A 14467-nucleotide genomic window follows, 5' to 3' on the forward strand; every position below is an offset into this window, starting at 1 on the left:
GCGGGGCATTTTTTTGCTTTAAGGCAGGGCGGGGTGGTTTTAAATGCTCACCACCGCCACGGTCGTGTTGCCAGAGTTGCAGACTAGCAAGTATTGGCCATCGGGTGTGCAAGCCACCCCATCGGGTTGATCAAAACCAGTAATAGTACCAACGAGTGTCTCGGTGGTCGTATCAATGACTCTGACACGGTTACCGGAAAGTTCCGCTACATACGCCCGGGGGAGAGTGGGATGGAAGGCAATTCCTCTTGGATCACTCAGCCCGGTTAGGGTTTTGACGTGAGTAAGACCCTCATCGGCGGTGTTGTAGATTTCAACTCTGTTTATGGCCGATACCGACACATAGAGTCGTTCCAAGGGGGCGTTAAGGGGGCTGTGGGCAAGTTCTTGAGCAACTCCCCCGTTGACAACGGTGTGGGTACGCAGCCCGCTGCTGAAAATAAATCGTTCCGTGTTGACGCCCGTTGTAAATACCGATATGCCTTGTGGGTCGACTATCGCAGCTCGAGGGGCGGACGTGCCAGTATAGTAAGTTGAAAGCTGGTTGCTTGTTGTATTGTAGCCGAACAGCGCATAGTTACCATATGCGGTGTTAGGGCCGAAAAGTACTCGCGAACCGGTGGGGTTTAGGCAAATTGCCTGGGTTATGGCGCCATAGTTGTAGGGGTAAGAGAAGCTGAAAGAGCTGATATTAAAGACTTGGATGTTGGAGTAGCTACTAGAACTGCCATAGGCCGAGATAAAGAGCCTTGAGTCAGTAGGGTGCAACGCCAATCTATAAATAGCAAAGGCATAGGGAGTGCTCAGTGTTCTGACTGCATCAGTTGCAAGATTGATGACTGAAATCGCACTGGTACGCGAGTTCGCGACACATGCCGTTGTGCCGTCTCGACTGATTACGATTTTAGCCGGGCCATTCCCAGCTGTAATATGACGAATAATCTCCCCGTTTCCCTTACGCGTCACATAAGTAGGCACCTTGAAGTACTTGGCCGTCTCCAGGCTGTTGGAACCGTCCAGCGATACCCAGGCTTTGACCGCAACCTCGCTGTTGTTCTCCAAGCCTGACAAATAGCTGGCGGGTATCAGGTCGAGCGTGCGTCCGGCATTGAATTCCGCGGATGTCACGCCGACCGCAAGCCGCAGGTCGCGATTGGTCGTGCTGAGTAACTGAATCCACACGGGTTGCCCGGCTCTGAAGAACGGCCATTTATCAATCCGCACGTTGTTCGCCACTGCCGTATTGATCGCCCCACCCGAGGCTTCGGGGATACTGACCAGTTCGAATTCCTGCTCTGGCAGCTCTTCGACCTCCAGGGTCAATTCCCGCGATTGGGTGATGGCGTTGTCGCGGGTCACCTCGAAAAATACCCGGCACTTGCGACCCAGGTTCGCCCCCACGAATACGTTGGACGTGGTGAACGTGATGTACTCCTCCCCCGCATCAGGGATGCCGGGTTTCATCGGGATATTCGGTGTTCCAATCCCAGTGCCGCTTTCTCCGATGATATGTACTTTGACGTTATCGCTGGCGAGCATGGCATAGGTCACGCGGACAGTGACAACGGCAGGACGCGGCGGCAGGACATGTAGGGGGTTGATCGAGGCGAGGCTGGGCGGCTTGATCGGGGTAGACTCCAGTACGACCGGTTCTGGCAACTCCAGTGCGCTGCCTATCGTAATCACCAGATCATGGGAGATGAGTTGGCGTGGCTGTCCAGGCGCATCGACCGTGTAGTAAAGGCGTGCCGAGCCGTTCAGGTTGTTCAGGACGATAGTTCGAGGAATCGTGAAGGGCAGGTCTGCCCCCAACCAGTTTGAATCGATCAGGAAGGCGATTGGCGGATTGCTGCCGCCCGCCTTGCTCCCTTCAAAGTGCAGGGTAACTACGGCATTCAGTACAAAACTGGCATGGTGGTGAACGGTGACGTTCAGGTTGGCCTTGCTGACGAGCGGGTCGAACACATGATTTGGCGGCACAGCCTGCCGGGTGGTCGGGGCACGCAGTGAGGCCTGGGTCTCGCCGATACTCAGCTCGAGTCGACGTGACGGCGGCCGATTGTTGACTTTGTAATAGGTAATGAGAGAGCCACCTTCCAACTGGGCGATGGGCCCGCCGGGTCCGTTGGGCAAGTCAAAGTAAATGTCACCGATGCCTGCCATATCGCTGTATTCGGCGTAATAAGACCTGCCATTGGCGAAGGTACCTTCCAGTACCAGCGTGACGCGATCATTGGATAGCTGGCCGGGGTAGGTCTTGATGAGCACTTCAAACGGATTGACGGTGGGATCAGGCAGCGTGCCACCCATGGCCGCCTCGACAATGGGCGCTGCCAGGCCGACCTCGCCAGGCGTGCCGACGATGTTGACGTTGGCACCTCTGGAGTCGCGCGGTAGAACGCCTGTGCGTATGCGCTGATAGGTCAACTGAATGCGACCGTTGACCAGCGGCAGGATGTCTGCGAACGGCCAGGGGATCTTCGCGGTGACGATGGTCGGTGATACGACAGGGAAATCGTAAAATGTGATGATCCGGATACCCTCAGCGGTGAGGCCGTTGACCCTCACACGAATCGTATCGCCGGAGATATAACCTTCATTGCGCACGGGAACAATAATGGTCGCCGGTTCGCCACCGAGGCTATCGGCATCGAGTTGATCGTTACCGTCGGGATCCTGTTCGGCCTCATCAATATAGGCTTCACGCAGCAGCGGCTGCGCCCCATCGTCAAGGCGCACCGTCAGTTCTTGTTCGGGTGAGAACCCGAGGGACGCGTTGCCTACCTCGTCGAATAGGTTGTATTCACAGATTTTTACCCCGCTGCCCACGGTGGCCCAGGTGTTCGCGTAGACCCATATGGTAATGGGCGCAGTACCCGCTGCTTCAAATTCGCTGACACGGTGTTCAACCACGACTCCGCCTATGCTCAGGCGAATGCGATCTCGCACCTTGCGGCGGTTGGCGACGGGCGCCGAGGAATCCACCGGGTAATAGTCGATGATCACCGGTACGCCTTTACCCGCGGTGTCGCTGTCCACGCCAAATTGTATGACGTCGTCGGGAAATATCGGTTTGGGCAGGTTTTCGTTTTGCCATGTGCTGGCTATCGGGTCGCGTCCACCGGGGTGTTCGATATCAACTTTGATGTTGAAGCGTTTGGTCTGTTGAGTGTTGCCTCCCAAAGGAGTTACGAATGCCTGTAGTGCATTGCCTGCCTCGCTGATGAAATGCTTGCTGGGCACATACAGGACAATTTGTGTGCCTTTGAGGGCTTCGTCTTCGGTCACGGTGTGAAAAACAACCCGTTCGTCGTTGAGCATCAACTCGATGAAGTCGTTTTCTGCCTGGTTCAGGTAGCTGAACAAAATGCACGTGACACCTTTTTCATTCACCTCCAGCGCCGCCCGGTTGAGCCCGCCGTCGAAACTGACGACAGGGGTGCTCAGCGTCGGCAGGTACAGGGGAAGATCGGCGAACGGCGTCTGGCGAAACGATTGAGGGGTCAATGTCGAGCCGTCGACCTGAGGCAGCGTGAAACCTTCCGATCGCGGCTCGTCCGGTTCGCGGGCACTGAATTCATCGCTTGGAGGATCGTAGGGCAACACGGGCAAAGCGTTGTCGGCGGGGATGAGCGCTTGATCATCGGAGTCTGTGGCCATGATCGTAATCCTGTCTGAGCAGTTGATTGGACGACTGACGCGAGGCGTCGGCACGCTCAATTCAACGTCCTGAACCCGGGACTGCCTAGCTGTGAGAAATGACAGTACCGACAAATGGTAAAACCCAATTTTCTGGGTAATGAAAAAATCCCCGCGTCAATCGAGGCGGGGATTTTTTATATAACTTCTGTCAGTTGGAAGGTAGCGGGTGTCAAGGCGCGCTTGTCACGGAGATTCTAGATTCGAACTCCTCGCAGTGATAGAGGGTTTCGTCGTCGGGGCCGAACCGTGAAGCCCCCCTGCCGGCAATAGTATATCTCCTGGTATTGGCACCTGAGAGGGTGTCCATCAGTACTCTTGTGGCGTCACTTGCACTGAGCAAGCGGGTGTTTTGTCTATTGCCGCTCATGCAATAGGCATAGCCGAGGTTAATTGTGAATGATTTTGCGCGTAGGTTTGGCAGCTCAAGTATTAGCAAACGGGTACTGCCCGCAGTCCAATTGTTGATATACAAAAGGCTGCGGTCGGGGCTCAAGATCATGTTGTTGTCGTTTGATCCAGTTGAATAAATGTAGCTTACAGCCCCCGATTCGATGTTGACGCGATATAAGTATCCATATTGATAATCCATGGTGTAAAAGCTCGTACTGTCGGCAGAGCAAAGTGCGAAGTTTGTGTATACATTGCTCATGCGATAGGCTCTGTCAAAAGTCTCGGATGCCGTTGAGATTCTAAGTATGTTTGAGCTGTTGATTATGTATTGTTGTGATATGGTAAATATATACTTGCCGTCTGGGCTTAAGTCCAACGTGTGATTTGCTGTGATTCCGTTGACAGGTATCGTATTCGTGATTTTATCTTCAGAGGTATCGACGACGATAATAGAGTTTGCTGCGGGGAGATAGAGTTTTTTGCCATCGTGCGAGCAATAGATGCCCCTGACTGTCATGCCCATGTCTATTTCTTTTAATACTTCTCCCGAACTTGAGTCTATTTTTACGATTGCGCCGACAGCCGTAAGGGTGGCATAAAAGTACAAGTTGTTCGGCAAAAATACTAACCCGGCAGGTCCTCTTCGCAGATTGATGACTGAGCCAGCGGGCAGTAACTGTTTAACCAGGACATCGGTGTTAGCGCTGTGTGAACCGCTGGTGGCGGTAAATGTATAGCTGCCTGCCGTGTTGGGGCCCCGAATGCCTGGAATGGCGAGCACGCCGTTCTCGTCGGTCAGGAATGCCTTTGCACCGGTGCTTCCGTCGGCATAGCGGAAGGCTGTCGGTATCGTCACCACAATGGCGGAGGGACTGCGACTGTCGGAGCCCAGAGTCAGCTCGACATTGTTAAGAGTACCGTCAGGTCCGACGATGTAGGGCGTGTTCACGAACCTCAGGTTTAGCGCGCTGGCTGAGTAGCTGACTTCTTTGAAGGACACCGCAGAATCTATTTCCCCGGTTCCATCGAGCGATACATAGGCTTTAACCTTCACCACATCGCCATGCTTGAGTTGGTCTAGATAGGTTCGTGGAATCTGATCGACTGTCCTCCCGGCGCTGAACTCAGCGGGCGTCACTCCTGTGCCCGGGCGCAACACAAGGTCGAGAGCACCTGTCAGGTAAATCCATACCTTCTCCCCAGTCTTGAAAAACGGCCATTTATCAATCCGCACGTTGTTCGCCACTGTCGTATTGATCGCCCCACCTGAGGCTTCAGGGATGCTGACCAGTTCGAAATGCTGCTCCGACAGGTCCTCGACCTCCAGCGTCAGCTCATCGGATTTAGTGCTCTGGCCGAACTCAATGAGGTAGTAAAACACCGTGCATTCGCCCCCCAGGTAGGCGGCGAGAAAGGCGCTGGGGACGGTAAAGCTGACGTAGTTTTCGCCCTGGTCGGGGCGCGCCGGTTTTTCCGGGATGTCCGGTGCGCCGACGCCGGGTTTGCCGACGATAAACACTTTGATGTTTGCGCTCGCCGGGAAGCCGTCAACGGTTACTCGAATCGTCACTTCTTCGCGATTGGGCGGCAACACGTGCAGCGGGTTGATGATGGAGAGCTTTTCGTTATAGACCGTGGCTTCCACTACCCTTGGCACCTTCAGTTGGCGCCTTGAACCGACCTTCATGTCCACTGCGATCGATGTGCGTGTCGCTACGGTGGGCCGGCTGTGCTCGTAGTAGATCTTCATGGACCTGTCGAGATTGGGCGTGATGTAGCGGCGTTCCAAGGTGAAGGGCAGGTCCCGTCCGACCCAGTGGCGCAGAATCGGGAAGGCTTGCTCCGGCTGAGTCCCACCGGCAGCGGTCCCTATGCAGTAGAGGGTGACGGTGTCGCCTTCCAGGAAGTCCCTGTTGCTCGGTACCGTTACCGCGGCATCGTTGAGGTGGACCGTAGGGTCGAATTGATATTGTGGTGCCGGGGCTTCCGCTACCAGCGGTTCCGGCAGCGTGGCGCTGACATTGCCGATCTGGACGATCTCATCGAGTGATACGCGTGTACCGTCGGCATTGGTCACCCGGTAGAGGAACCTGAGGGAGCCGCCTTCCAGCTTGGCGATATCGCCGTTGGGGCCATTTCTGAGCTGGAACCGTATGATGCCGGTTCCAGCGCTTCTGTCGAATTCGTTGTAGTAGCGGTCGCCGTTGGGATACGTACCGTCGAGGATCAGGGTCACCAGGTCAAATGGATCACGACCGTCATAGACCCGAATATCGACGGTGACCGTCAGCAGTTGCGGGTCGAGTATCCCGCCGTTGGCTTCGACGATGATGGGGCGCGCAAGGTCAGTCTCGATAGGGGTGCCGATCACGGTCACCAGAATGCTATCTGATGTGCGGTCTGGCGAATTGGCGCGGACGCGGACATAGGACAGTTGCAGGCGGCCGCCAATCAACTTGCGCAAGTCTGCGTTGGGGCAGGGCAGTGTGATCTGGCGAACGGTGGTCGAGGTGAGAGGGGCCGAGTCGTAAGAGGTGATGATCTGCGTCCCGTCAACTGTGCGACCCTTGACAGTCACCCGAATGATGTCTCCCACGTTGTAACCCAGACGGTTGATGGCGACCACGATCGTAGCATCCTGCCCATCCAGACTATCGTGATCGAGGATGTCCTCCGGAGCTTCGTCAAAGTACGGCTCTGGCAAGAGCGGCTCAGCCCCATCGTTCAGTTGGACATTCAACAGCTGTGCCGGCGACCAGCCATCGGAGGCGTTGCCGCACTCGTCGATGACTTCGTATTCGCATACACGGGAGCTGCTGCCCACCTGCTGCCAGAACCCGTAATAGAGGGTGATGGTGATAGGTTGGCGCCCTGCGGCCTGGCCTTCGGTGATCGGTGGGATGTCGGCAAACACGCCGCCCACGCTGAATCGAATACGATCACGCGCAGCGCGGTGAGTGTCGGGGGGCTGGGTGGTGTCGACCGGGTAGAAGTTGAAAGTGACTTGCACACCGTCTTGGGCATCTTTCTCGCTGACCCCGAAGTCGATGATGTTCTGCGGGAAGATCGCCTTCGGCAGGTTTTCATTTTGCAGGGTGCTCGCTACCGGGTTACGGCCACCGGGTCGAACGGTATCGACCTTGAAGTTGAAACGCTTGGTTTCCTGGGCGTTCCCACCCACGGGAGTGACTCTGATAAATACCGGGCTGATCGACCCATCGATGATGCGCGCGGGGGGAACGTACAGCGCGACAATCCGATTGTTATCGATATCATCTTGGCGAATGGTGTACAGGGTGACAGGGGTGATCAGGTCTCCCCAAAACAATTCGCAGAAATCTCCGGCGGCCCAGCCAAGGTAAGGCAGCAGATTAAACAGGAGCCCATCTTCCCGGTGGACGTCCAGCGCAGCCTTGTTAATACCACCGTCATGGCTTTGGACGTTTTGCGTCAAACCGGGAATGTAGGCGGGCAGGTTGGCAAGCGGGGTGTTGATGAAGTCGCCTGGTACCAATGAGCCTAAACCCGGCTGCGGCGGCGAAAAGTACGCGCGGTTCAGGTGTTGTTGCGCGGCCAAATCAATGTCTTTTTCATCGTTGTCGCCCTGCGCTTGCGAGCGTGCGACGATGGGGAACTGCTCGGTTGATTGGCTTTCGGTGAGATCATTTTCCAGGTTCATGAAATAAGATCCTTTGTCATGCCTGAGGGACGCGAACCCGCCGCGGGATGGGCAGTCGCAGGGCTGATTTAGCGCCGTGGGTATCGAGCTGGATAGCTGTGAGAAATGACAGTGCCGACGAATGGTGAACCCGACTTGTCCGTCAGCTAAAACACCACCAACGACACTGAATCCCCGCCGATATTGGCCACGTAGCCGTGGGAATCGTCTGGAGCCACCACCAGCCCGCGCGGCTTGTTAAACCCGGCATAGCTGCCAATCACCTGTCGCGAGCGCGTATCGATAATGCCCAGCAGGTCGCCATCGGTCTGCGACACGTAGGCCCGATCACGCCCGCGTTCGAAGGCGATGTCGTAGGGGCCCAGCAACCCGGTCAAGGTCTGCTCGATGCGCTGGGTCGAGGTGTTGCCGATTGTGACGCTGCCGCCTTCGCGCGCGCTGATATACACCTGAGAGCCACGGGGGTTATGGGCAATGGCGACGGGGGCGGAGCGGGTGTCGGCGCTGTTGATCAGGCTGTTGGTCGGCAGATTGATGATGGACCAGTCGAAGAATGTGGCCACGTGTGCGCGGTTGTTATCAGGGCTGACGGCGACATCGATGGGCGCGCGCACCGGGATCGAAGCCACGCGTTGGTGGTTGCTTGTGTCGATGACGACCAGGCGCGATGCACCTTCATCGGCCACATACAGGCGCGAGCCGTTGGCATTGAAGCGAATGCCTCGGACGGTGGTGAACCCGGTCAGCGTGTCGATCAGCGAATAGTCCCGCGTGCTGTAGAGGCGAATCGGGGTGTTGGTGGCGCTGCTGTTGTCGGTCACATACAGACGCTCGGCCGTTGGATGAATGGCCAGGCGCAACGGCGAGCCCGGCACCTCGAAGCTGTCGATGACGCGGTTACGCAGGGTGTCGATGACCCAGATCGAAGTGCGGCCGAAGGTGCAGGCGACGTAGAGCCGCGTACCGTCCGGGCTGAGCGCCAGGGCGTTCGGCGAATTGCCCACCGGGATTGTGGCGAAGATGCCCACGGTGTTGCTTATGCGGTAGTCGACAGGGCGAAAGGCGATGGCGAAATCCTTATGGGCGCTGCCGTTCAGCGATACCCGCGCCTCAACCCGCAGGGTGCTCTGGGTCGGCAAGGATTGCAGATAATCGGCGGGTAAGCGGACTTCCACGCGTTTGGCATTGAACTCCGCGGCGCTCAGCGGCGTGCCGTCGCGCAGCACCCGATTGGCCGCGGCCTTGATTTCGAGCCACACCGGCTGCCCGGTCCGCATGAACGGCCATGCCTGAATCACTGCACTATGCGCCACGTTGGCGTTGATGATGCCGTTCGACGCCTGGGGCACGTTGACCAGGTCCAGCACTTGTTCGGCCAGCGGGTCGATGGTCAAGGTCAACACCTGGGAGATGCTGGTGGCACCGGCACGGGTCACGGTATAGGACAATGCAGCGTCTCTGCCCAGGTTGGCGGCAATCACCCGATTACTGATGATGAAGTCGACATAACCTTTCATCGGGTCGCCTGGCCGTGGATTGATGACGGGCGTTCCGAGCCCGTAGGTGCCGGTGAATCTGGGCTGGATATCATCGCTGGCCAGCATCGGCTTGTAGCTCACCCGAAACGTGCAGACCGGCGGCTCCAGCACATGTTGCGGGTTGAGCCGGGCGGTGGAGGGGTCGGCGATGTTGATCGTGCTTTCCAGAATATGCGGCACCGGCAGTTGCAGACCGCTGCCGACGCTCATCACCAACGCCTGGGAATAACGGGTGCGCTGGCCGGCGTGCTCCACCCGATAGTAAATGCGCGCCGAGCCGTTGAGGTTGGCCACGACAAACACCCGTGCGATGACAAACGCCAGGTCCTGCCCGACCCACGGCCGGGTGATAGGGAACCGGTCCGGTGGGGCGCTGCCGCCCATGGCGCTGCCTTCGACGTACAGGGTGACCGTGGCGCCTTCCGTGAAAGCGGCATGCGCCGCAACCCTCACGTTGGCATTGCCTCGGGATTGCTCGGGGTCGAAGTTGAAGGCAGGGGCGGGTGCTTGCAACACCTCAGGCGCGGGCAGGGCGTCCTGGGGCTCGCCGATGTTGAGTTGCAGAATGGCCGACGGTGGGCGCCCCCCGGCGGTGTTGATGTAGTAGTAGAGCATCAGCTCGCCGCCATCGAGCTGGCGGATGTCACCGTCGATCCCATTGTGCAGTTCGAACACGACGCTGCCTTCGCCGGCCGGCAACCCGTGCTCCTGATAAAAACGGTGGCCGTTGGCGTAGGTGCCTTCCAGCACCAGCGTGACGCGGTCAAAGGGCTTTTGGCCGGTGTAAGCCGCGATCGTAACGGTCACCGGGTCGGTCAAGGGATGCAGAACGCCGCCGCTGGCGGCCGGCACTTGCGGTGCCACGAGGCCGGTTTGTTCGGGGGTTCCGCTCACTTGGACGAAGGTGTTTTCCGAGGGGCGGTTGACTTGCCCTGTGCGAATTCGCTCATAACTCAGTTGGATCAAGGCGCCGATAAGCATACGCACGTCAGCATTGGGCCATGGGACGTCGACGAAAGGCGTTGTGGTCGATGTGATACTGGCATTGTAGGTCTGTTCGACATCGACACCTTCCGGCAAACGCCCGCGAATGGTCAGTCGAAGACCGTCGCCCGACGCCCAGCCTTTTCCCTCGACAGCCACCCTGAGGGTTGCGTCTTTGCCTGCCAGCGTGTCCGCATCCAGCGTGCCGGTCGGTGCTTCGACAATCTGGGCGGCGTCCAGCAACCGTTCGTTGGGATCCAGCCGCACTTCGATCAGTTGCATCGGCGAGCGCCCCGACGCGTAGTTGCCGACCTCATCGATGACATCGTAGGCGCAGGCCTGAAAGCCACTGCCGATGCGCAGCCAGGTGCCGTAATAGACCGTGATTGAAATCGGGTTGCGGCTGCTGGCCTCATTCTCTGTGACGATGTGCTCGATGATTTGCCCGCCGATGATCAAGCGAATGCGATCGCGTACCGCCCGGTAGGTACTGGGAGGCCGGTTGAGGTCCAGCGGGTAAAAGGGGATTCTCACCACCACCCCACGCCCGGCTGCGGCCGAATCGATCAGGACCTGCGCCGGTTGCGGTCGCGACAGTTGTTCATTGACCCAGGGCGGGCGGGTAACGGGGTCGCTGCCGGTTGGCGCCACGGTGTCGATCTTGAGGGTCAGGCGTTGGGTTTCTTCTACGCGGTGATCGAGGTGCGTCACCCGGAAAAATACGGGCCCGGCCGCGCCGTCGACCAAGCGGGCCAGGGAGACGTGCAGGGTAATCGCCTTTGCTTCGCGCGCTTCTTGCTCGGTTACGGTATGGAAGTCGACCGGGACCAGCAGGTCGCTACAGAACAACTCGATGAAATCGCCTTCAAGCTGGCCTGCGTAGGCGCGCAAGATGCAAATCAGGCCCGCGCTGCCATGGCTCTCCAGCAGCAGTTGATACACGCCGCCGGAGAAGCCCACGACCGGGGTCGTCAGGCCGGGAATATAAGGCGACAACTGCGCGACGAAAGGGGGCGCGTTGCGGTCTGGAGCCATGGTTTTCACCTCGTGCTGGGCCAAGGAGCCGAAAAGGTCCGGGGCACACAAGGATTGAACGCAGAAGGGCAGCGAGCAGGCTAGCTGTTAGAAATGACAGTGCCGACAGGCGGTAGCGGCCCTCGGCAGCCGCTAGCCTTGGCGGTTCCAATGCCTGAACAGCGGCTCCGCCAGAAACAACACGAACAACAAGCGCATCACCTGCATTGCCGTCACCAACGGCACCGACAGTTGCAGGGTTTCCGCGGTCAAGCTCATCTCGGCAATACCACCGGGCATCATGCCCAGGGTCAATGAGCGCAGGTCCAGTTGGGTCATCGCACTCAAGCCCACGGCGGCCAGCGTCGCCAGCACCATGGTCAAGGCGGTGCCGATCAAGGTGCGCGCCATGAACGACGGCGCACTGCGGAAGAACTGACGATTGAAGTGGCAGCCCAACCCGCTGCCGATCAGCCACTGGCCGATCTGGCTGCCGCCGTCGGGCAGGCCGATGTGCAGGTCCCACGCCACACTGGCGGTGGCACTGACCAACAGGGGCCCGAACAACCATGGGTTCGGCTGACGCAAGCGTTGCCAGCCCCAGGCCACCAGCGCACCGGCGGGAAACAGCAGCGCCAGCCAGGCCCAGCTCACGGGGGCGGGATGAAACTGCGGCGCGCCACCGTCCAGCACGTACTTGAAGATCGCCGGTACGCACAGCACCACCACCAACACCCGCAAGCTTTGCCCCGCCGCGACCCGGCTGAGCACCGCGCCATTGCGTGCGCCGAGGTTGACCATCTCGCCGGAACCGCCGGGCATGCTGGAGAAAAACGCGGTGGCGCGGTCTTCGCCGCTGCGGCGCATCAACCACACGCCGACCACGCTCGACAGGCTGGTGACCAGCGCGCCGAAGAAGATCAAACCGAAGTGGCTCATCACCTGTTCGATCACCAGCGGAGTGAAGTGCAGGCCGATGCCGATGCCCACCACCCATTGGCCGCCTTTGCGCCCGCCGGGAATCTCCGCCAACTGCCACGGCGTGAGGCAACGCACGAGGATGATCGCCAGTAGCGAACCGACCATATACGGCAACGGCCAGCCGATCTGGCTGGCCAGGTAACCGCCGGCCAGGCCGACCAGCGGTGTTCCCCACCAGTGTTTAAAGCTGGCCTCAGACATCGGCCACGGCACGACGCTGCAACGCACGTTTGCGGTAGATGCGCGCCAGCGGTAACAGCAGCATCACGGCGGTCAATACCCAGACACCGAAGGTGATCGGGCTGGACCACAGGATCTCCAGCGCACCGTTGGAGATCGACAGCGCGCGGCGCAGGTTCTGCTCCATCAGGCCGCCGAGGATAAAGCCCAGCAACACCGGCGACAGCGGGAAGTCGAGCTTGCGCAGGATGTAGCCGAAGATGCCGATACCGATCATCAGGAACAGATCGAACGTGGTGGCGTGAACCGCGTACACGCCGATCGCGGTAATGATCGCGATCACCGGCACCAGCGCCCAGTTCGGCACGGCGAGGATGCGCGTGAAGATGCGGATCATCGGGATGTTGAGGATCACCAGCATGATGTTGGCGATGAACAACGAGGCGATCAGGCCCCAGACGATATCCGGTTGCTGTTGGAACAACAGCGGGCCCGGCGTGATGTTGTACAGCGACAGGGCGCCGATCATCACCGCGGTGGTGCCCGAACCCGGCACGCCCAGGGTCAGCATCGGCACCAGCGCGCCGCAGGCTGAGGCGCCGATGGCGGTTTCCGGTGCCGCCAGACCGCGCATGTCACCCTGCCCGAATTTACCGCTGGCCCCGGCCAGGCGTTTCTCGGTCATGTAGGCCACGGCTGACGCCAACGTCGCGCCGGCGCCGGGCAATACGCCCATGATGAAACCCAGCAGGCCGCACCGGATGTTCACCACAAATACCGACGAGGCTTCCTTCAGGTTAAACATCATCCGCCCGGTGGCTTTCACTGCTTCCTGGCCACGGTGGGTTTTTTCCAGCAGCAACAGGATCTCGCTGATGGAGAACAGGCCCAGCACCAACACCACGAACTGGATGCCGTCGGTCAGGTGGATGTTATCGCCAGTAAAGCGGTACACGCCGCTGTTGGCGTCGATGCCCACCGCCGACAGGAACAGGCCGATCAGCGCCGCGACAAAGGTCTTCAGCGGTTTATCGCCGGCCATGCCGCCGAGGCAGACAATCGCGAACACCATCAGTACGAAATATTCCGCCGGGCCGAAGGCAATCGCCCACTTGGCCAGCAGCGGGGCAAACAGCACCATGCCGCAGGTGGCGATAAACGCGCCGATGAACGAACTCCACGCCGACAACGACAAGGCCACACCGGCCAGGCCTTTGCGGGCCATCGGGTAACCGTCGAGGGTGGTCATCACGGTGGAGGCTTCGCCCGGGATGTTCAGCAGGATCGAGCTGATACGCCCACCGTATTCGCAGCCCAGGTACACGGCCGCCAGCAGGATTAACGCCGACTCCGGCGGCAGGCCCAGGGCGAACGCGATGGGGATCAGCAGCGCCACGCCGTTGATCGGGCCCAGGCCCGGCAGCAGGCCGACCACGGTGCCGATCAAGGTGCCGCACAGCGCGGTCACCAGGTTGTAGGGGGACAGTGCCACGCCGAAGCCCTGGCCCAAATAGCCGAAAGTATCCATATCAGTTCTCCAGAACGTCGAGCAGGCCGAGGGGCAGCGGAACATCCATGGCTTTATCGAACAGCAGATAAAGGCCGACGCTCATCAAGGTGATGATCACCGCACCGGGCAACCAGCGGCCGCCATACAGCCGTGCCATCGGAATGCCGATCAACATGCTGCTGAGAATGAAACCGAGGGATTCGAAGGTGGCGGCAAACACGATCAACAGCGCCACGCAGATGCCGATCTTGATCAGGGTGGCGCGGTCCAGCGCGGGTTCTTCCTCAGTGTGTTTGGTCGGCTGCGGGCGAAACAGCATGTAGATCAGCGCCAGGCTCATCAGCCCGAGCATCAGCAGCGGGTAGGCCCGAGGCCCCACGGGTTCGTAGGAAAACGACGCCTGGTAGGGCCAGGCCATCAAGGCCAGGCCCGCGCAGGCCAGCAGCAGCGCGGCGGCGAATATGCGTTGTAAGAGCATGTTGAACTCCT

Annotated in this window: 6 protein-coding genes; all 6 read right to left on the reverse strand. The window is 59.2% G+C overall.

What is annotated here, in order from left to right; all coding sequences use genetic code 11:
- Positions 1–39: 39 nt before the first annotated feature.
- Positions 40–3660 (reverse strand): YncE family protein, encoded by a 3621-nt coding sequence (locus LQ249_RS08445; protein ID WP_169865043.1) that lies wholly within the window; start codon positions 3658–3660, stop codon positions 40–42.
- Between the two features lie 211 nt (positions 3661–3871).
- The gene (locus LQ249_RS08450; protein WP_232566356.1) at positions 3872–7771 is read right to left on the reverse strand and encodes a YncE family protein; all 3900 of its coding nucleotides are present in this window, start codon (positions 7769–7771) and stop codon (positions 3872–3874) included.
- 146 nt (positions 7772–7917) lie between these two features.
- Positions 7918–11328: a YncE family protein gene (locus tag LQ249_RS08455; RefSeq protein WP_232566357.1), complete on the reverse strand. Its 3411-nt coding sequence runs from the start codon at positions 11326–11328 to the stop codon at positions 7918–7920.
- 132 nt (positions 11329–11460) lie between these two features.
- Positions 11461–12489, reverse strand: coding sequence for an AbrB family transcriptional regulator (locus LQ249_RS08460; protein WP_057005007.1), 1029 nt, complete (start codon positions 12487–12489; stop codon positions 11461–11463).
- Complete coding sequence (locus LQ249_RS08465; RefSeq protein WP_046384377.1) at positions 12482–13996, reverse strand: tripartite tricarboxylate transporter permease; 1515 nt, start codon at positions 13994–13996, stop codon at positions 12482–12484. Before LQ249_RS08465 ends, LQ249_RS08460 begins: the two co-directional genes overlap by 8 nt.
- A 1-nt stretch (position 13997) precedes the next feature.
- Positions 13998–14456 (reverse strand): tripartite tricarboxylate transporter TctB family protein, encoded by a 459-nt coding sequence (locus tag LQ249_RS08470; RefSeq protein WP_046384376.1) that lies wholly within the window; start codon positions 14454–14456, stop codon positions 13998–14000.
- Positions 14457–14467 lie beyond the last annotated feature (11 nt).

Origin of the sequence: Pseudomonas sp. 7-41 (assembly GCF_021233075.1) — a bacterium.
GTDB lineage: Bacteria > Pseudomonadota > Gammaproteobacteria > Pseudomonadales > Pseudomonadaceae > Aquipseudomonas > Aquipseudomonas veronii.